This is a genomic window from Bradyrhizobium liaoningense (genome assembly GCF_018130825.1).
In the GTDB taxonomy this organism is placed as follows: Bacteria; Pseudomonadota; Alphaproteobacteria; order Rhizobiales; family Xanthobacteraceae; genus Bradyrhizobium; species Bradyrhizobium liaoningense_B.
In genome coordinates, this window is record NZ_JAFCJS010000001.1 from 183,408 (window position 1) to 202,348 (window position 18,941).

Genomic DNA, 18,941 nt, shown 5'->3' on the forward strand with positions numbered 1-18,941 from the left:
TCACGCAATATCCCCTGCGAAGCCGCTACATTCCCGAGCGGAGGCTTGGATGATGACAGCCGTTTTCAGTCAGTTCGCTGCGTATAACCGATGGGCCAATGCTCGCCTTTACGCTGCTGCGCTAGCTCTGCCAGACGAAGCGTATCGGCGTCCGATCGGCGTTTTCTTCGGGAGCCTTCACGGGACGCTCAATCATCTGCTCGTCACAGATCGAATCTGGCTCCGTCGTCTGACTGGCGAGGGTGAACACCCCGATCGGCTCAATGCCATCATCCATGACGACCGGAACGAACTGGCACGTGCTCGTTTTGGGGAAGACGAGCGCCTGATTTCCGTGGTCGAAGCCTATAGCGATAGCGACTTGGATCGGGCGCATGGCTATCGGACGACCAGCGGTCGGCCACACGAGCAGCGGATCGCAGATATCCTCCAGCACCTTTTCAACCACCAGACGCATCATCGCGGTCAAGCACATGCTTGTTGCTCTATTCTAACCGGAAAGGAGCCGCCCTCCCTGGATCTCCTAGCGTTCCAACGAGGGGTCCCGGCGCCTTCAATATCGATCGACTAAGAAAGGGGTCGCTTCGGTTTACCCCGTCAGTGTCGCGCGGGCGAGGAATCGCAAGGCTCAGGGATGCAGTCGAGCAGCGCGAGCGGTCGATCGACATCCAGTGGCACGTGGCGCTGTCCCAACTGCAACTCCCACCTCAAAGGTGACAAATTTTCAGACGTTGAGAAGAGCAGACGAAAATTGTTGCATGACGTCGGAGTGTACGAATGAGCCCTTCCGGAGCTTTGATCGCGATCCTGCCGTGTAACGACCTCGATGCGTCGGAGCGGTTCTACAATCGGCTGGGCTTTGCGCGCCCGGACAGTGAAAGGCCTGCTCCGGGAGAGCCTGACACCTATCGCATGCTGTCGAACGGGAAGGGCGGATATCTACATCTGACGGACGCGGTCGAGGGATGGCTAACGCCGGGCAGAAACCCTTTTGGGCTTTATCTTTACCTCGAGAGTGTTGATGCTGCGGCGCGCGAATTTCAGCAATCACCCGAAGACAAGCCGTGGGGGATGTACGAATTTGCGATCTCTGACCCGGATGAAACGTTGGTCCGTGTCGGTTGGCCAACCCCTCTCCGCGCCGGAGCGCAATAGAGGCGTTGTCGCTCAGCGTGGTTGGAGTAACTGCCAGCAATTCCGCTAGCAGCTCATCCACAGCTGCGGTTAGAGCTATAGGGATTCCTCTCGGATTGTTGCCTTCCGGTTCATGCTGGCCCGACGGCAACTCACTGCACATCCATCTGCAGGCCTTCCTTCTGGATGATGCCGGCGAACTTCTTCGTCTCGGCGTCCACGAAGTCGGCGAATTGTTGCGGGGTGCCGTAATCGGCGCGGGCGCCCATGGCGGCGATCTGCTTCTTGATGTCGTCGCGCTCCAGCATCGCCTTGACCTGGAGATTGAGCGCGTTGAGCACCTCGGGTGAGACCCCCTTCGGCAGGAACACCGAGAACCAGGACGATATGTCGAAATTAGCCAGCTCCGGCGCACTTTCGCGCATGGTCGGCAGGTTAGGCGCGAGGTCGCTGCGGTCCGTCGTCGTGACGCAGAGACCGTTGAGCGTGCCGTTCTGCACCTGCGGCAGGCTCGGATAGAGATTGTCGAACAGGATCTGGATGTCGCCGGCGAGTGCGGCCTGGAGCGCGGGCCCTGCGCCGCGGAACGGGATGTGCGTCATCTTCAGCCCGGTGAGCTGGAGGAACCAGGCGCCGGTGAGGTGAGGGCTCTGGCCGACGCCGGAGGAGGCGTAGCTGAGCTTGTCCGGATTGGCCTTCAGGTACGCGATCAGCTCGGCGACCGACTTGATGCCGGTCTTCGGATGCGCCGACACGATGTTCGGGATCCGGATCATGTTGGAGACCGGCTGGAGCTGGTCCGGCTTGTAGGTCAGGTTCTTGAAGATGCTGTAGGCGATCGCGTTCGGGCCGGGGTTGCCGATCAGGATGGTGTGACCGTCGGGCTTGGCGCGGACCACCTCGGCGGTGCCGATCGTGCCGCCGCCGCCGGAGCGGTTCTCCACGACGGCCGACTGGCCCCAGGCGGTTTGCAGATGAGCGGCCAGCAGCCGGCCCATGACATCGGTCGAGCCGCCGGCCGCGGCCGGTACGACGAGGCGGACGTTCTCGGTGGGTTTCCAGTCCGCCAGGCTCGATCGCGGCAGGATCGCTGCGGCCGAAAGGCCGGCAGCGCCGGCAAGCACACGACGGCGGGACAACAAAGTGTTCTGAAGTTTCTTGGACACGAATCCACTCCCAGCTTCTTGTTTTGCTGGGAGCGTAGGGAACCCGCTGCGCAACGGCAAGTCGCGAGCGACGGCGAGTGCCGCGCGGATCGCGGCACGACGCCGCAGGCTGAAGGCTTAGTTAAAGCTCAGCAGCTTGAAGATCGGCGCGAGATAGCTCATCTCCTGGCCCGAGGTCGGCGTGGTCCGGCTGATGAAGTCGAAGATCTTGCCGTCCTGCAGGCCGTAATTCGCCAGCCGGCGCACGCGCCGGTTCTTGTCGAAATAGATCGCGATCACGCGTTGGTCGACCACCTTCTGGTTCATGAAGGCAACCATTCGCTCCGAGCGCTGCGAGATGTAGTAGAACACCTCGCCGTCGAGCGTCGCGACGGTGGAAGGGGTGCCCATCACGATGAGCACCTGGTCCTGGCTTGCGCCGATCGGAATCTGCTCCAACGCGCCGGGCGGCAGGATGTAGCCCTTCTGGAATTGCTCGCCGGTGCAGCCCGCAAGCGCCACGCCGACCAAGGCAGCCGCGGCCGCCAGGCGCAAGCCGCGCCAGCGTGCATGAAGGCCGCGCCGCTTGTCTGCGCGCAGGCCAGTCTGGTTCGTTATCGTCATAGCGGAACTGATTCCGTCCCCTTGCGTCGCGCGAGGCGCTGAAGTACCGGGCGGAGGCTCTGAATGCAACTCGCGCGCGCCCGCTTGCGGAAACCACAATGCTTTGGCCGTTCAATCACTTCAGGAAACCCCGGCTAACCCCGCCGGGCACCATTGAAGCCATCTATGGCATGATCGTGACGCAGGCGCGAGAACCCATATTTTACCGCGACTTGGGCGTGCCGGATACGGTTAACGGCCGTTTCGACCTGTTGCTGCTGCATCTGTGGCTGTTGCTGCGGCGTCTGCGTACGGTCCAGAGCGCCACGGAGCTGTCTCAGGCGCTGTTCGATCGCTTCTGCGAGGACATGGACGACAATCTGCGCGAGATGGGCGTGGGCGACCAGACCGTGCCGAAGCGGATGCGGGCCTTCGGCGAGGCCTTCTATGGCCGCGTCCAGGCTTATGACCAGGCCATGGAGGGCGACGGCGAGGCGCTGGCGGCGGCGATCTGCAAGAATATCTTGAATGGAGCCGGCATGGACCAGGCCCGGCAGCTCGCGGCCTATGCCAGGGCCGCCGAGGCCGATCTCGGCCGGGCCAGCGAGGCTGCGCTGCTCAGTGCGTCCTTCAATTTTCCCCCGGCGTTCAGGGAGGGTGTCACGCCATGAACCGACCCAACACCACACCATCGCCCGATCCCTGGCGGGCGCCCGTCATCGTGGCGCACATCCCCGACACCGGTTTGCATCGCGAGCTCGAGGCATCGGCCGCCGAGCGGCAGGCCATGGCGGAGCTCGCTGGCCTGCGGGAGGTCCTGTCCGCGCACGCCAGCTTCGACGTCGTGCCGAAGAGTGGCGGCCGGATCCAGGTCACGGGGCAGGTCCGCGCCCGGATCGGCCAGACCTGTGTGGTCACGCTCGATCCGATCGAGAGCGAGATCGACGAGGAGGTGGACCTGACGTTCGCCCCCGAGGCCGAGGCGCGGCGCTTGGCCGACCTGATCGAGGAGGGGCGGGACGACGAGGAGCCGCCCGAGGTCGTCGATCCGCCGGAGGCCATTATCAACGGCGTCATCGACCTCGGCCGGCTCGCCACGGATGCCCTGTTCCTGGCGATCGATCCCTATCCGCGCAAGGAGGGGGCCGTATTCGAGGCGGAGGTGGTCGCCCCTGACCCGGAGGACCATCCGTTCGCGGCGCTGAAGGCGCTCCAAGACAACAAAAAGAACCGGTAGCTGCCGATTCCCCGTAAGACCGCTTGCCACGGCATGGGAGGTGTCTGCGGCCGTGGTTTGAAAGTCCGATTTATCTATTTGATTTCTATATATTTCCGGTGGATTTTACCGATCCGCCGCCTGGTCGCCCTGAATGCAAAAGGCTGGGGGCAAGAGGTTGTTTCGGGATAACAAAACGCTATTGTCGCGCCCCGGTCCGGGTGCGGCGTGGCGCTTGGCCGGCCGCCATGTCATGGCGAACCCATTTGCGGCCCCGCTCGTTCAAGACCGCACCAGACCAGGTTTCCAGGACTTTCATGCCCAGCAAGGTTCGCATCGCGCTTGACGCCATGGGGGGCGACGACGGCGCCGCCGTGGTCATTCCAGGCGCCGCCATCTCGCTTGGCAGGCATCGCGACACCGAGTTCCTGCTGGTCGGGGACCGGGCCAAGATCGAGCCCGAGCTCGAGAAGCATCCCCAGCTCAAGGCCGCCTCGAAGGTCATCCATACCGACGTCGCCGTCAGCATGCACGACAAGCCGAGCCAGGCGCTGCGGCGCGGCCGCAAGACCTCCTCGATGTGGCTGGCCATCGACGCGGTGAAGAAGGGTGAGGCCGATGTCGCGGTGTCCGCCGGCAATACCGGCGCGCTGATGGCGATGTCGCGCTTCCATCTGCGCACGCTGCCGGGCATCGACCGCCCGGCGATCACGGGGATATGGCCGACCAGGCGCAGCGAATCCGTCGTGCTCGACCTCGGCGCCACCATCGGCGGCGATGCGCACCATCTGGTGTCGCTGGCGCTCATGGGCGCAGCGATGGCGAGCGTGCTGTTCGACAAGAAACGCCCCACGGTCGGGCTCCTCAATATCGGAACCGAGGAGATCAAGGGGCATGAGGAGATCCGTGAGGCCGGGGAAATCCTGCGTGCCAGAAATCTGCCGGAGCTCGACTATATCGGCTTCGTCGAGGGCGACGGTATAGGCAAGGGGCTGGCCGACGTCATCGTGACCGAAGGTTTCAGCGGCAACATTGCCCTGAAGGCTGCCGAGGGAACCGCGCGGCAGATGGCGGAATTACTCCGCAACGAGATGCAGCGGAGCTGGCTGTCCAAGCTCGGCTATCTCTTTGCGCGCAGCGCCTTCCAGGCCCTGCGGGACAAGATGGACCCCAACAAGTCCAATGGTGGCGTGTTCCTGGGGCTCAACGGACTGGTGGTTAAAAGCCATGGCGGAACCAGCGCCGAAGGCTTTGCCTATGCGATCGATGTTGGCTATGAGATGGCTCACTACGATCTCCTGAACAAGATCAATCAGATGCTCAACCGCGAGGGTGGTGCACTCAATTCCGTGCAGGCCGCGCAGGAGGCTGTTTCGTGACGAAAATCCGTTCGGTCGTGCTCGGCTGCGGCTCCTACCTGCCGGAGCAGGTGGTGACCAACGCCCAATTGGCGGCGCGTATCGACACCTCCGACGAGTGGATCGTCCAGCGCACCGGCATTCGCGAGCGGCACATCGCGGCCGAGGGCGAGTTCACCTCGCATCTCGCCATCAAGGCGGCGCAGGCGGCGCTCACCGATGCCGGCGTGGACGCGCAGTCGATCGAGCTGATCGTGCTGGCGACCTCGACGCCCGACAACACGTTCCCTGCATCGGCGGTCGCCGTGCAGCACGGGCTCGGCATCAACCACGGCGCGGCCTTCGACCTTCAGGCGGTGTGCTCGGGCTTCGTGTTCGCGCTCGCGACGGCGGACAATTTCCTGCGCACCGGCGCCTACAAGCGCGCGCTGGTGATCGGCGCCGAGACCTTCTCGCGCATCCTCGACTGGAACGACCGCGGCACCTGCGTGCTGTTCGGCGACGGCGCCGGCGCGGTGGTGCTGGAGGCGCAGGAGCAGCCGGGCAATGCCGCGACCGACCGCGGCATCGTCACCACGCATCTGCGTTCCGACGGCCGCCACAAGGCAAAACTGTTCGTCGACGGCGGGCCGTCCTCGACCCAGACCGTCGGGCATCTGCGCATGGAGGGCCGCGAGGTCTTCAAGCATGCAGTCGGCATGATCACCGACGTGATCGTCGACGCTTTCCAGGCGACCGGGCTCAACGCCGACAGCATCAACTGGTTCGTGCCGCACCAGGCCAACAAGCGAATCATCGACGCGTCCGCCCACAAGCTGCATATCGCGCCGGAGAAGGTGGTGCTGACGGTGGACCGTCACGGCAACACCTCGGCCGCCTCGATTCCGCTGGCGCTGGCGGTGGCGCGCAAGGACGGCCGCATCAAGAAGGGCGACCTCGTTCTGCTGGAAGCGATGGGCGGCGGCTTTACCTGGGGTTCAGCGCTGGTGCGCTGGTAGCGCCACAGTTGATAAAATTTTGCCAGAATCAGCCGCGATTATCGATGCGTCTGCATTGATGAGCGCTGTTGACCGCCGTATCGTAACCTCATAATTTCAGACAACAATTGTTCGCCGTGATGTGGGGCAGGGCGATGACCGATCAAAGTAAAACCGTAACGCGTGTCGATCTCTGCGAAGCCGTCTACCAGAAGGTGGGCCTGTCGCGGACGGAGTCGTCCGCGTTCGTGGAACTCGTGCTGAAGGAGATCACCGACTGCCTTGAGAAGGGCGAGACGGTGAAGCTGTCCTCGTTCGGTTCCTTCATGGTGCGCAAGAAGGGCCAGCGTATCGGCCGCAATCCGAAGACCGGCACCGAGGTGCCGATCTCGCCGCGCCGCGTCATGGTGTTCAAGCCGTCCGCGATCCTGAAGCAGCGCATCAACGCGCAGCACCGCACCAACGGCGACGGCAGCAAGGTTCAACCCGAGGCGTAACTGCCTTTCGGAAAGGATGGGCATTTGGACAAGGCGCCGGATGCGTTCCGAACCATCAGCGAAGTAGCGCAGGAACTCGACATTCCGCAGCATGTGCTGCGGTTCTGGGAGACCCGATTCTCCCAGATCAAGCCGATGAAGCGCAGCGGCGGCCGCCGCTATTACCGTCCCGACGACGTCGACCTGCTCAAGGGCATCCGCCGGCTGCTCTACGGAGAGGGCTATACGATCCGCGGGGTGCAGCGCATCCTGAAGGAGCACGGCGTCAAATCGGTGCAGGGCCTCGCCGACGGCGCGGCCGCGGTCTCGTTCGGGGCCATCGAGGACGCCATCGGCGCGAGCCTGATGGAGCCGGACGACGAGGGCCCCATCAAGGGCATCGCCGACGCCGACGATGACGACTATCAGGGCGATGAGGAGGAAGGCATCGACTTCCGCTTCACGGAGGTCGACGACGAGGAGATCCTCACCACCTTCCGCAAGGGCGGTGCCGCCGTGCCGGCCGGTCCCAGCGCGCTCGACCGGGAGCGCCTCGGGCGGGCGCTCGCCGACCTCGTCGCCTGCCGGGAGATGCTGGACCAGGCGCTGAAGGACGGCTAGGGGGCCGCCGGCGGCTTTTTCGGCCAGTTCCGGGAGATCTGGCCGGGGGCACACCAAAATGGTGTGACCTCGCCTTGCGCAAACCGGCGATCCTAGCTAATGGAACGGCGTTCGGAGCGTGGCGCAGCCCGGTTAGCGCACTAGTCTGGGAGACTAGGGGTCGGAGGTTCAAATCCTCTCGCTCCGACCATTTTTCTCAACACATCTGTCGGGTGGATCGACCGTCGGCGTGGAGCCTGCTCCCGCCGGTGACGCATGCGCGACGGTCCGTCGCGAATGGCTGCCTCGGTGGTCGGCAAACCAAAATGCCGAAAACAACCCCATGCACAGTAGCGACGCCATTGTCGGAATGATGTTTTTCCGAAGCGATTTGACGCGTCGGGCAAAACAGGGGCATTATGGCATCGTGCTACTCTGTGGGATGGGGGAATGTATCGGATCGCTCTGCTCTGCCTGTTCGTATTGACCGCTTCACCCACGTGGGCCGGCGACGGGCCAAAAGATCGAGAAACTGATCGGCTCATGCAGATCATTCGTGACGAGATCGCGCGCGAAGATTGTCTGTGGCGGGAGAGCTTGGCACGATTGTCCAACCAGACTCCAGACGAGCAGCAGAAGATTGCTGGAGTCGTCGCCTATTTCTGCAGTCAGAAGAATAAGGAGCGGATCGTTCAGGGGGCGACGACGGAAGACCTCGTCAGGCATGAGGTCGCTCAATACGACCAACTCTGGGCGCAGGAGAGGGCGATCGCGATCGGACGGCAGATTCGGCAGCTTAGAGAGCGCGGGCTTCCCTAAAGCGCGCCTACTAACGATTGACCACGCGCCTACCTCAAATACCCCACCACCATCCTTGTCGTCTCATCCACCAGCACCTTCACCGTCTTCTCCGTCAGCATCTCCGCATGGTTCAGCACCGTGTTGTGCGCGACGGATTCGATCGCGCTGACGCAGATGAAGGTTGCGACATCGACGTCCACCTTGCGCATCTCCCTGCGGCGGCTTTCGAGATAGGTGCGCACCAAAGTGTGGACCTCGCGGTTGAAGGCTTCGACCTCGGCGAGCTGGCCGGTGCGGGGGATCTGCTCGGCGAGCACGCGGTGCAGTTTCGGGTTGATGCGGTGGGCGTCGATCGCGACGGTGACGAGCTTTCGCACGGCTTTGTCGATCGGGAGGTCGGCGACTTCAAGGAGCGCCGTGCGGACGAGGCCCATGATCTCCTCGTTGTGGCGATCGATCACGGCGGCGACCAGCGCTTCCTTGCTCGGAAAATATTGGTAGAGCGAGCCGACGCTGACGCCGGCGATTTCGGCGATGCGGTTGGTGCTGGCCTTTTCAAAACCTTCCTTGACCAGAATGCGAGCAGTTGCCTCGACCAATGCGTCGACGGTGGCGCGGGATCGCTGCTGCAGGGCATTTTTTCGAGGTTTTGTGTACGGTTTGCGGGCCACGGCCTTGTGATCTGAATGCGAGTAGGAAAAGCGAGCGAATGCTCGCATTATAGCGGCAAGTGGCGGCGGGTCGGCAAGCCTCTTTGTCGCCATGTCGAAAGAGCCAGATGGGGATGTGGCCATGAGCGTTGCCAGGATCGTGTCGGCCTTGCAGTTTTGCCCGGGCGGTTGCGTGTTCAGTCCGCCGGCCCAGCGCGATCCCGCGCCAAGCCTGCAAAGCCGCGCCTTCAACCTGCTGCTGCGGCAGCTTCCCTACAAGCAGCAGCTCGCATCAGCCGAAGCCGTGCAGGCGCACGTGCAGAGGCTCGCATTGGAGCCTGTAACGTTCGAGCCGACGGGGCTTGGCCGCGGCGTCGAGGCGACGCTGACGAAGATGGGCGGCTGGCCGGTCTATTACACCGCGCCGTCGTCGGGACACGAAGGCTGCAACTACGTCATGTTCCTGCATGGCGGCGGCTACATCAACGAGATCGTGCCGGCGCATTGGCGCTTTGTCGGACAGATCACGCGGCAGGCGCGCGTGTGCTGCGTCGTGCCGATCTATCCGCTGGCGCCGCGCGCGACCGCGAAGGATGTCGTGCCGGCAACGGCCGAGCTGTTGCGCATGTTGCTGGAAGACGCAGGGCCGGCCAAGGTCACGGTGGTCGGCAATTCCGCCGGCGCGGGCCTCGCGCTCGCGGCCTGCCAGTGGCTGCGCGATCGCGGCCATCGGCAGCCAAGCAGGCTGGTGCTGATCTCGCCCGCAGCCGATGCGTCGGTCAGCCGTCCGGAGCAGGTTGCGATCGCTGCGCGCGATCCGATCCAGGACATTCCGGGGATCGTCGAGGCGGGACGGCTCTATGCCGGCGAGCTCGATGTCGGCCATCCCTTCGTCAGTCCGCTCAACGGCGCGTTTCGTGCGCTGGCGCCGATGACGATCTTCGCTGGGACTCGCGATCTGCTCTATCCCGATAGCGTCGATCTCGCGGAGCGGGCGAGGGCGGTGGGCGTGTTGGTCGAGCTGCATCTGTTGCGTGACCAGCCGCACAATTATGCGCTGATGCCGACGCCGGAGGGACGGCGGGCGCGTGCAATCATCGTGCGCGAGATTGGCTAGGAATGTGGCGTGATCATCGTCACAGAGCGCGCCGCCGCGATCGGTCCGGCGCTGGCGGTGCCCGCACGGAGGGATAAGGCGACCCCCGGGGCGTTTCCTCCTAGATCAGTCGTCCTGGTATCCGTCGACCCGGTACCAGTAATTTTGCGGGGCCCTCAGGCGTGGCCCTTGATCTCGTAGTGACCCGGCACGCATTTGTAGCGCTCGAGGCGCCAGTTGGCGTGATAGATCGGATGCTCGCCCATCCATTTTGCCAGCGGTGCCTGTGCACCGATCGCACACTGCATCATCGACATTTCGGGCGTCATGTTGCTGTCGGTCACGATTTCCTCGACGCAAGCGCCCGAGGCAGATGCACCTAGCCGGCAGAGCACGGCAACGACGGTCACGAACATTCCAGTCACCTCATCGGTAGTTTCAGACCACGAAGAGGATGCAAGCGGAGTGCCAGAGCCTGTGACACAAACAACACGCTGGCCTGGACGACTCGACCTAGCGTCCACCTTCATTTGACGATTCGGATTGTAAAAAATTGCCATTAACCCGAAGCCGGACAAATACGGGGAACCCGCAGGAAAACACCCGGGAATGATCGATTGTCAGGGCAGCGCCGCGTATGAGCCACTTCACAAGGCCCGCGCGGCCGATACGATTCGTGAAGCTGCGGGCACTCGTCAAAAGAGCGGGGCCGCCGCAGTACCACAGGAAACGCGAGGGCGGACCATGAAGGTGAGACCGACCGGCGTGATCCCGCCGATGACGACGCCGTTCCGGAAAGACGGCGAGATCGACTTTGAGCTCGTGGCGCCCCAGGTCGACTGGATGGTCGGTGCCGGCGTGCACGGCGTCGCGGCCGGCGGTTCCACCGGCGAGGGCCACACGCTCGACCATGAGGAATATCGCGACCTCGTGGCCGCGACCGTGGTGGCGGTGAAGGGACGCATTCCCGTGATCGCCGGCATCATCGTCGACTCCACGCGCGATGCGATCCGCCGCGGCAAGCTCGTCCGCGACATGGATGTCGCAGCGCTCCAGGTCACGCCGGTGCATTACCTGTTCAAGCCGGACGACGAGGCGATGGTCGCGCATTTCCGCGCCATGGCGGACGAGACCGGCATGCCCATCATCATCTACAACGTGGTGCCGTGGTCGTATTTGTCACCGGCGCTGTTGACGCGGATCATGACCGAGGTGCCGTTGGTCGTGGGCGTCAAGCAGAGCGCGGGCGATCTGAAACTGTTCGCGGACCTCATGATGATGGCGCCCGACAAGCTGATCTACAGTGCCGTCGATGCCCTGATGTACCCGTCCTACACGCTCGGCGCCCATGGCTCGATCGCCGCGATCCTGACCGCGGCACCGCATGCCTCCGTCGCGTTGTGGGATGCGGTGAAGGCGGGCGACCATCCGCGCGCGCTCGATCTGCACAAGAAGCTGCTGACGCTGTGGAACGCGGTCATCGCCGACAATCTTCCGGCCTGCACGCGCTACGCACAGACGCTCCAGGGCCTGCCGAAAACGTATCCGCGCGCCCCGATGCCGGAGGCATCAAGCGCGCAGCAGGCCGCGATCCGCAAGGCGCTGGAGGGCCTCGGCGCGCTACACGGGGCGCGCATCGCGGCGGCCGAATAGTCCGCCGGCCGAAATAACTGACATCGAACGGCAGCGCCGATCCGCTTTTACCTGCGGATGCGGCGCTGCTACATTTTGCGCGCGCGCCGACGAACGGCGCAGTGACGAAGAAACATACCGACAAGGGGAGAGGCGGAAAGCCCATGAAGGATTTTGCTGGAAAGATCGCGGTCATCACCGGCGGCGGCACGGGAATGGGGCGCGAGCTCGCACGGCAGCTCGTTGCCGAAGGCTGCAATGTCGCGATGTGCGACGTCTCGGAGGCCGCGATGGCCGAGACCAAGCGGCTGTGCGAGATCGAGAAGCTGCCGCAGGGCCTGCGCGTCACGACGCATGTCGCCGACGTCGCCATCGAGGATCATCTCAAGCGCTTCCGCGACGAGCTCGCCGAGCAGCAGAAGACCGACAGGATCCATCTCCTGTTCAACAATGCCGGCATCGGCGGTGGCGGCAGCCTGTTCACCAACACGCGCGAGCAGTGGGAGCGCACCTTCAGCATCTGCTGGGGCGGGGTCTATCTCGGCGTGCGCACCTTCCTGCCGATGCTGGTCGCGGCCGACGAGGCCCACATCGTCAACACCGCCAGCGTCAACGGCTTCTGGGCCTCGATCGGCATGAACCAGGCGCACACCGCCTACAGCTCGGCCAAGTTCGCGGTGAAGGGATTTACCGAAGCGCTGATCAACGACCTGCGCCTGCACGCCCCGCACGTCAAATGCTCGGTGGTGATGCCCGGCCATATCGGCACCTCGATCGTCTCCAATTCGCGCAAGGTGCAAAGCGCCGACGGCTCGGAGCGGCTCAACGCCGACGAGGTCGCGCTGACCCGCAAACGCATGGTTGCCGCCGGCGTGCCGGATGCCGACAAGATGTCGGACGAGGACATCCAGGCGACGTTCGCCGAGCGCGCCCGCAGCTTCCTGGAGGACGCGCCGACAACGGCCGCGCAGGCCGCGAAGATCATCCTCGACGGGGTCAAGGCGGAGCGCTGGCGCATCCTCGTGGGCGAGGATGCCAAGCGCCTCGACGAGCGTGTCCGCGCCACGCCGGAGCAGGCCTATGACCGCGCCTTCTACGAAAGCTTTACCCAGGAGGTCGGCTGGCGACTCGGTTGAGTCTGCCTGGCTGCGCCGGTCAATGAAGGCGCGCGAATATGGGTATGATGATCGTCATGGCAAGAGGTGCGCAGGTCATTTGATGTGCCACCTCCTGCCATTGTTCACAGCCTCATGACGAATTGGAATGTCACGCATGCGACGTGGCCCGTCGTTCAAGCATCGTTCAAGCGATGGTGATGTCCAACGGCTCTCATTCGGCGCACGGCAGCTTGGTTGGCGAACCGAAATAGTTTAGTCAATCAAGGGTAACGCGATGATAGAGCGTAGCTCCCGATGACGCCCGCATGCCTCTCCGACGACTGGATCCTTTGCCCGGAGAGAGAGGACATCTCCGCTGAGTTCACGCGGCTCCTGACCGCGGCCCAGGAAGGCGGCGCCACGATCGCGGAATGCCTGATGATCGCGCGGCAGCTCAAGCGCGGCGACGAGCAATCCTGGCATCGCGAGTGGAAGAGGCTCGCGCGGACCAATCGCCACCGTGCCGAGGCCGCGTTCGCGGAAGGCCACATGGCGACCGCGCAGCGCAACTGGCTGCGGGCGCTCAACTACTATGGTGCCGCGGCGATGCCGCTCGATCCGGCCGACGAGCGCCGCTGGGTTGCGGTGCTGGCGATGCAGGAGTGCGCCCGCCGCTATCTCACGGCGCGCGCGCCGACCGGCGAGGTCGTGACCATTCCCTGGGTCGAGGATCATGCGTTGCAGGGCTACTTCCTGCCCGCGCCGTCGGCGCGAGGGCGGGCGCCGACCGTGATCTGCATCGGCGAGCCCGGGCACCGCAAGGAGGAATTCCTGTTCAAGCTCGCGCCGCATGCGCGCGAGCGCGGACTGTCGATGCTGGCGCTGGACCTGCTCGGCGACCAGCGCGACGACTACACCGATACGCTTCTGCAGCGCCGCGACCTCGAGAGCTCGATTGCGAGCGTCATGGATTATCTGGAAACGCGCGGCGACGTCGATTTCGACCGCGTCGCCATCGTGGCGGACGGGTGGGGCTCCTCTTTCGTGGCGCGCGCGGTGCTGCAGGAGCCGCGGCTGGCTGCGGCAGTCTGCGACGGCGGCCTGTGGGATCTGCACGAACGATCCTTCTTCGCCAGCCGATTCGCGGTGAGCGACCTCAGCATCGTCCCGGTGCCGCATTCGCCGCTGATGGCCTCCAGCGCCGATTGTCCGGTGCTGATCACGCTCGGCGAGGATGGCTGGCTCAAGGCCGATCGGGCGCGTCAGATCGTCCAGAAATCCCGCCTCGCCAGCTCCGACATCGCGCTGAAGGTATTCACCGCGGCGGAGACTGGCGCGGCGCAGGCCCATGCGGACAATCCGAGCCTTGCCAACGAATACATCTTCGACTGGCTGGAGACCCGGCTCGGTGCCGGGCGGGGCGCCTGACTGCAATCTCGCTCAGAAATCGAGCGAGATCCTGACGCAGGCCTTTTCCAGCCGGGTCTTCAGTGTTGCGAGCTTTGTGGTGAATTCCGTCAGCTCGTTCTCGTCGAATTCCTGGAAGACGAATTCGCGAATCGTCTTGTACTGCTCGTTGAGGCTCGCAATGTGCTTCTGGGTCTTGTCGACCAGGGACAGCCGCACGACCCGCGCGTCGGTCGGCGAGGGGCGTCGGCGCAGCAGGCCCTTCTTCTCCAGCAGCTTGGACTGGGTGGTGACGAAGGAGGGATCGACGTGGAGCAGCTTGGAGACCACGTTGACCGGAACGCCGTCATCCTTGTCGAGGTCGGAGATCGCCATCAGGATCAACCATTGCGGGCCGCTGATGCCGAGCGTCCTCGCCCAGAACTGACGCAGCTCCTCCAGATACATGTTGATCGAGGATATCTCCCAGGTGAAGCGCCTGATGATATCCAGGTTGCCGACGGAGCGCAGGCGCGCTCCTTCTTTCCTCGTCGCGGACACAGCATCACTCCCGTGAAATGATTCTTCAGGCCGGTGTTCGTGCGGAGGGCATAGTCCACGCAAGCCTGCTCTGACGCAAGTGCAGAGCATGCTAATTTTGTCACTAAAACTACAAAGATGAGCCGGTCAGCATATTCGTCCGCCCCAGGTGTTGCGCCCGGGGCACAGGCTTAGTGAAACCAGAAAGCTGATCAAATAAACTATTTTGATTAGCGGAACGGCGCAGGCATATTGGCCGGTGACGGTGGGGGGTACTCGATCGTCCCGTTGCAGGTGGTTCGCTCACGTCCCTCGCGTCGAAAGCGGGTGTGTCCGAAAGCGCGAAGCGGCCGGGCGGATTTGAAGAGACGGGGATCTGGGGGGCCTCACGGTCCAGTCTCCGTAAAATGAGCAACTTGGAGGTTTTAAATGAAAATGGTGAAGAGCCTTTTGCTCGGCACTGCGGCGGGTCTGATCGCCGTCGGCGGAGCTCAGGCAGCCGATCTTCCGGTCAAGGCCAAGGCGGTCGAGTACGTGAAGATCTGCTCGCTCTACGGCGCGGGTTTCTACTACATCCCGGGCAGCGACACCTGCATCAAGCTCGGCGGCTATCTGCGTGCCGAAGTGGCGCTCAATGCCGGCGGCAACTACAGCGCCCAGTACAACGGCGTCTTCGCGGCCAATAACCGGCTCACCAACTACTACTCGATGCGTGCTCGTGAAGATCTCAACATCGACACGCGCACCGCGACCGAGTACGGCGTGGTCCGCACCTATTTCGACGCGGTCTTCACCTGGACGACCGGCAACTATGGCGGCACCGGTTCGGCCACGGGCGGCACCCAGTACAGCGGCACGATCGGCCTCAATGCTGCGGGGACCGGCCTCACGGGCTCGAGCGGTGGTGCCGTCAACGGCACCGACGGCGGCATCTCCGGCGGCGCGCTCGGCGTCTACTACGCCTTCATCCAGTTCGCCGGCTTCACCCTAGGTAAGGCCGTCTCGCAGTTCGACGCGCCCTGGATCAACTATCCCGGCAACAACTTCGACCAGCTCGTCGGCGGCAGCGGCACCACTAACGGCGTCGTTCAGGCCACCTACACGGCCGATTTCGGCCAGGGCGTGACGGCTGCGTTCTCGTTGCAGGATCAGACGCAGGTCTTCCAGACCAACATCTGGAACACCGCCGGCATGAGCACCACCGGCGTCCTCGGCGGTGCCTATGGCTCGAACAACCTCGGCGGCAGCCGTGCTCCCGACATCGTCGGCATGGTCCGCGTCGACCAGGCCTGGGGCCTGTTCCAGGCGTCGGTCGCCGCGCACGACAACCACGTCGCTTACTACGGCGCGACCGAAGCCACCGGTCATCCGGAAGACAAGTGGGGCTGGGCCGTCCAGCTCGCCTTGCAGATCAAGAACATCCCGACCGGCGCCGGCGACACGATCAACATCTCGGGCGTCTACACCGACGGTGCGAGCCGCTACAACTTCCAGGAGCTGGCCGCGACCAGCTACTCGATGTTCGGCAGCTCGAACGCGGCCTATCAGAGCATCGGCTTTGCCGGCGTGTCTGACGCGGTGTTCGGTCCGGGCGGCGGCCTCGAGCTGACCAAGACCTACGGCTTCCGTGGTGCCTACACCCACAACTGGAGCCCGTACTGGAACACGGCGCTCTATGGCGCGTGGGCTGCGGTCAACTACAGCGGCACGGCCAAGGGCCTGATCTGCGGCAGCGCCGCGTTCGCGACCCTGACCGGCACCTGCAACCCGGACTTCAACATCGGCCAGGTGGGCGTCATCACCCGCTGGACGCCGGTGAAGGGTCTGACCTTCTCGGCTGACTTCACCTACAGCCACCTCGACCAGAAGTATTCGGGCGTGATCACGACCGGTGCACTGACGGGCGTCGCCAAGCCGGCGGCCACCTACGAGCTGAAGGACCAGGACACCTACAGCCTGCTGCTGCGCGCCCAGCGCAACTGGTAAGGTCGGTCTATCGGACTTGATGAAGCCCCGGCGGGAAACCGCCGGGGCTTTTTCTCGAAGGGAGGGGCTTTCGGAAAATCCGGCGGGCCTCTGCCGGGGACGAAGACGAGCTATGCGAGTCGATCGTCTTCAAACTTATTTACTTACCTGAGTTAATCAGCTATATAGCTCTCAGCCAAATACGAAAGTTGCGGCTCTTAGCTTCACGCTAAGCCTCCAGGAACCTCCGGTGATGCCCCGCCGGAGGTTTTTCTTTTTTGAAAGAACAGGGCTCAACCGCGCATCATGCGGGCGCGCGAGTTCGGCCGGTAGGCGAGGCGGCTGTGGCCGGCGCAATAGGGCTGGCCGTCGGGCGAAGTATTGCCGCAGAAGCAGAAATCGTCTTCACCCGGGCTGGAGATCGGCCAGCGGCAGCGGTTCTCGGACAATTCCAGCAGCGAGCAGCGATTGGCGTCGTCGATGGGGCCGGCGACGACAGGCGCATCGGTCTCGCCGTAGATCGTCGCGAGCATCTCGTATTGCAGCCGCGGTACGGCGCGGGTCGCGCGCGCCGGCGGCGCGAGGCTTCGCTCGAGCCTGCGGTCTTCGACCGCGCGGCTGCGGGTCAGATTGAGCCGGGACAGCTTGCCGATGACCGCGTTGCGGCTGACGCCGATGTCGGCGGCGATCTCGCGGCAGGAGAGGCCGGCCTCGAAGTGCTGCTTCAGAAGTTCAATTCGTTCGTCGGTCCAGGTCGGTGAGAGAATAGGCATTGGTAACGGTCCCAGGTTGCAGATGCCGGCCATCCGCCTTCTCGAGATCCGTCCGCCTCACGTCCGGCGCGCGCTCACGTCCTGCCATTGTCGCGAATCGACAGGAGCCCGTCCTTGATGGCGAGACGGATGCCTTCCTCGATCAAGGTTCGTGCGACGCCGGGAACGCTGGTGCCGTGGGTGCCCTGTCTCACCAGTTTCTCCAGATAGGTGATGGTCGAGAGCGCCAAGGTTACGGGAATGCGGTCAGTCTCGGCTTTTTCGGTGGCCATGGCCCGAACGCTAGCCTCTTACCCGGGTACATAAAAGTAACGATTAAGACTCTATTTAGGTTCGGGGGTGGAAGTCAAATGCGGTCACAGGCCGCAGCTCAGCGCATTGGAATCACTGGAGAAATCTGGCACGCGGCGGCGCACCGCGCGGAAACCCGCGCGGCGGCGTGGCGTCGACAGGGCAGAAGGTGCGGGCCGGCTCAGCCGTGCACGATGGCTTTTTCGATCATGCAATGGATGCCCTTGGAGCCGTTGACGGTCTGGGTCACCCGCAGATCGGCCGCCAGGCTGCACAGGGTGTAGGCGTCCTCGCGCGACAGGTTTCGCCTCTCGCCGAGCAGGGCGATCATGTCGCGGAGCGCGCGCACCGCGCACTGGTCGAGGTCGGGGTCCATGGCCATGGTCATGTAGTGCGTTGCCGTTTCGGCGCGGGGATAGTCGAGCTTCAGGTCCTTGCGCAGCGTCAGGCGGAAGCGGCCCTGCAGCGCGGTCTCGATCGCGGTGACGCAGACCTCGCCGTCGCCCTGCACGCCATGGCCGTCGCCGCAGGAGAACATCGCGCCCGGAACGAACACCGGCAGATAGAGCGTCGCCCCAGTGCCGAGCTCCTTGTTGTCGAGATTGCCGCCCATGGCGCGCGGGACCAGCGAGGAGATGCGGCCCCAGCTAGGTGGCGGCGACACGCCCATCACGCCGAAGAACGGTTTGAGCGGCAGATCGAGGCCCCAGGGCAGACGTCCCACCATCCGCGTCCGGTCGAGCGGGATGTTGAGGATGCGTGTCTCGTGGAAATCGTCGGGCAGGGTGCCGGACAGCGGCTTGATCATGTTCCAGCCCCAGTCCTGCCGGAGCTGGACGTCGAGGATCTCGACCGCGAGCACGTCGCCGGGCTCGGCGCCCTCGATCGCGATCGGGCCGGTGAGGATGTGGCCGGGCAGCATGCGCTCGCTTTTGGCATGGACCTCGTACATCTCCGGCGGAATGTGAAACTTGTCGCGGTCGGGCAGCATGTCGGGGCCGCCGCTGATGGTGTCGACGGTCACCTCGTCACCGCTTTTGATCGTCAGCACCGGCTTGAGCTTGGCTTCGAAGAAGCCCCAATGACAGGTCTCGGGGCTGGAATGCAGGTGGTGATGGGTCATTTGCGGCCGTCCAATCGGTTTGCTTGTCATGCCCGGGCTTGACCCGGCGAGCGATCCTCTTTCAAGAAGATTTCCGAT

22 protein-coding genes and 1 tRNA gene are annotated in these 18,941 nt (G+C 63.9%); 15 read left to right on the forward strand and 8 right to left on the reverse strand.

Going from position 1 to position 18,941, the window contains the following annotated elements; translation table 11 throughout:
- Positions 1-52 precede the first annotated feature (52 nt).
- Positions 53-571, forward strand: a complete 519-nt coding sequence (locus tag JQ603_RS00920; protein WP_212338102.1) for a DinB family protein — start codon at positions 53-55, stop codon at positions 569-571.
- Between the two features lie 206 nt (positions 572-777).
- The gene (locus JQ603_RS00925) at positions 778-1,155 is read left to right on the forward strand and encodes a VOC family protein (protein WP_212335917.1); all 378 of its coding nucleotides are present in this window, start codon (positions 778-780) and stop codon (positions 1,153-1,155) included.
- A 131-nt stretch (positions 1,156-1,286) separates the two neighbouring features.
- On the opposite strand, the gene JQ603_RS00930 is transcribed toward JQ603_RS00925, so the two are convergent.
- On the reverse strand, positions 1,287-2,300 hold the full coding sequence (locus JQ603_RS00930; RefSeq protein WP_271583282.1) for a Bug family tripartite tricarboxylate transporter substrate binding protein: 1,014 nt from the start codon (positions 2,298-2,300) through the stop codon (positions 1,287-1,289).
- Positions 2,301-2,417: 117 nt separating this feature from the next.
- On the reverse strand, positions 2,418-2,903 hold the full coding sequence (locus JQ603_RS00935; RefSeq protein WP_183247812.1) for an outer membrane protein assembly factor BamE: 486 nt from the start codon (positions 2,901-2,903) through the stop codon (positions 2,418-2,420).
- A 98-nt stretch (positions 2,904-3,001) separates the two neighbouring features.
- Between JQ603_RS00935 and JQ603_RS00940 the strand changes: the two genes are divergently transcribed.
- The 8 genes from JQ603_RS00940 (at position 3,002) to JQ603_RS00975 (ending at position 8,328) form a co-directional block, all read left to right on the forward strand.
- Entirely contained in the window at positions 3,002-3,553 is a 552-nt protein-coding gene (locus JQ603_RS00940) for a ubiquinol-cytochrome C chaperone family protein (RefSeq protein WP_212335918.1), read from the forward strand.
- Positions 3,550-4,119 (forward strand): YceD family protein, encoded by a 570-nt coding sequence (locus JQ603_RS00945; protein ID WP_212335919.1) that lies wholly within the window; start codon positions 3,550-3,552, stop codon positions 4,117-4,119. Before JQ603_RS00940 ends, JQ603_RS00945 begins: the two co-directional genes overlap by 4 nt.
- Before the next feature lie 296 nt (positions 4,120-4,415).
- A complete protein-coding gene (plsX, locus tag JQ603_RS00950) occupies positions 4,416-5,477 on the forward strand; it encodes a phosphate acyltransferase PlsX (protein WP_212335920.1) in 1,062 nt (353 codons plus the stop codon).
- Positions 5,474-6,454, forward strand: coding sequence for a beta-ketoacyl-ACP synthase III (locus JQ603_RS00955; RefSeq protein ID WP_212335921.1), 981 nt, complete (start codon positions 5,474-5,476; stop codon positions 6,452-6,454). The genes plsX and JQ603_RS00955 overlap by 4 nt, the downstream gene beginning before the upstream one ends.
- Before the next feature lie 134 nt (positions 6,455-6,588).
- Positions 6,589-6,930: an integration host factor subunit alpha gene (locus JQ603_RS00960; RefSeq protein ID WP_026311906.1), complete on the forward strand. Its 342-nt coding sequence runs from the start codon at positions 6,589-6,591 to the stop codon at positions 6,928-6,930.
- 24 nt (positions 6,931-6,954) lie between these two features.
- Positions 6,955-7,530 (forward strand): MerR family transcriptional regulator, encoded by a 576-nt coding sequence (locus JQ603_RS00965; protein ID WP_212335922.1) that lies wholly within the window; start codon positions 6,955-6,957, stop codon positions 7,528-7,530.
- Between the two features lie 112 nt (positions 7,531-7,642).
- A tRNA-Pro gene (locus JQ603_RS00970) sits at positions 7,643-7,720 on the forward strand.
- Positions 7,721-7,959: 239 nt separating this feature from the next.
- The gene (locus tag JQ603_RS00975; RefSeq protein WP_212335923.1) at positions 7,960-8,328 is read left to right on the forward strand and encodes a hypothetical protein; all 369 of its coding nucleotides are present in this window, start codon (positions 7,960-7,962) and stop codon (positions 8,326-8,328) included.
- A gap of 29 nt (positions 8,329-8,357) precedes the next feature.
- On the opposite strand, the gene JQ603_RS00980 is transcribed toward JQ603_RS00975, so the two are convergent.
- Entirely contained in the window at positions 8,358-8,981 is a 624-nt protein-coding gene (locus tag JQ603_RS00980; RefSeq protein WP_212335924.1) for a TetR/AcrR family transcriptional regulator, read from the reverse strand.
- A 121-nt stretch (positions 8,982-9,102) separates the two neighbouring features.
- Here JQ603_RS00980 and JQ603_RS00985 point away from each other — a divergent pair, with 121 nt between their 5' ends.
- Complete coding sequence (locus JQ603_RS00985; RefSeq protein WP_212335925.1) at positions 9,103-10,077, forward strand: alpha/beta fold hydrolase; 975 nt, start codon at positions 9,103-9,105, stop codon at positions 10,075-10,077.
- A 155-nt stretch (positions 10,078-10,232) separates the two neighbouring features.
- Here the strand turns inward: JQ603_RS00985 and JQ603_RS00990 are convergent, their stop codons facing one another.
- Positions 10,233-10,472 (reverse strand): hypothetical protein, encoded by a 240-nt coding sequence (locus tag JQ603_RS00990; RefSeq protein WP_027547402.1) that lies wholly within the window; start codon positions 10,470-10,472, stop codon positions 10,233-10,235.
- Between the two features lie 328 nt (positions 10,473-10,800).
- Between JQ603_RS00990 and JQ603_RS00995 the strand changes: the two genes are divergently transcribed.
- The 3 genes from JQ603_RS00995 (at position 10,801) to JQ603_RS01005 (ending at position 14,213) form a co-directional block, all read left to right on the forward strand.
- Complete coding sequence (locus tag JQ603_RS00995) at positions 10,801-11,709, forward strand: dihydrodipicolinate synthase family protein (protein ID WP_212335926.1); 909 nt, start codon at positions 10,801-10,803, stop codon at positions 11,707-11,709.
- A gap of 143 nt (positions 11,710-11,852) precedes the next feature.
- On the forward strand, positions 11,853-12,824 hold the full coding sequence (locus JQ603_RS01000; RefSeq protein ID WP_212335927.1) for an SDR family NAD(P)-dependent oxidoreductase: 972 nt from the start codon (positions 11,853-11,855) through the stop codon (positions 12,822-12,824).
- A 276-nt stretch (positions 12,825-13,100) separates the two neighbouring features.
- Complete coding sequence (locus JQ603_RS01005) at positions 13,101-14,213, forward strand: alpha/beta hydrolase family protein (RefSeq protein WP_212335928.1); 1,113 nt, start codon at positions 13,101-13,103, stop codon at positions 14,211-14,213.
- Between the two features lie 12 nt (positions 14,214-14,225).
- On the opposite strand, the gene JQ603_RS01010 is transcribed toward JQ603_RS01005, so the two are convergent.
- Complete coding sequence (locus JQ603_RS01010; RefSeq protein ID WP_212335929.1) at positions 14,226-14,732, reverse strand: MarR family winged helix-turn-helix transcriptional regulator; 507 nt, start codon at positions 14,730-14,732, stop codon at positions 14,226-14,228.
- A 408-nt stretch (positions 14,733-15,140) separates the two neighbouring features.
- Between JQ603_RS01010 and JQ603_RS01015 the strand changes: the two genes are divergently transcribed.
- Positions 15,141-16,697, forward strand: a complete 1,557-nt coding sequence (locus JQ603_RS01015; RefSeq protein WP_212335930.1) for a porin — start codon at positions 15,141-15,143, stop codon at positions 16,695-16,697.
- Positions 16,698-16,969: 272 nt separating this feature from the next.
- Here JQ603_RS01015 and JQ603_RS01020 read toward each other — a convergent pair whose 3' ends face one another.
- The 3 genes from JQ603_RS01020 to JQ603_RS01030 all read right to left on the reverse strand — a co-directional run bounded on the left by JQ603_RS01020 (position 16,970) and on the right by JQ603_RS01030 (position 18,863).
- Positions 16,970-17,449, reverse strand: coding sequence for a GcrA family cell cycle regulator (locus tag JQ603_RS01020; protein WP_212335931.1), 480 nt, complete (start codon positions 17,447-17,449; stop codon positions 16,970-16,972).
- A 74-nt stretch (positions 17,450-17,523) separates the two neighbouring features.
- Positions 17,524-17,721: a hypothetical protein gene (locus JQ603_RS01025; protein WP_007603456.1), complete on the reverse strand. Its 198-nt coding sequence runs from the start codon at positions 17,719-17,721 to the stop codon at positions 17,524-17,526.
- Between the two features lie 200 nt (positions 17,722-17,921).
- A complete protein-coding gene (locus JQ603_RS01030) occupies positions 17,922-18,863 on the reverse strand; it encodes an acetamidase/formamidase family protein (protein WP_212335932.1) in 942 nt (313 codons plus the stop codon).
- Positions 18,864-18,941 lie beyond the last annotated feature (78 nt).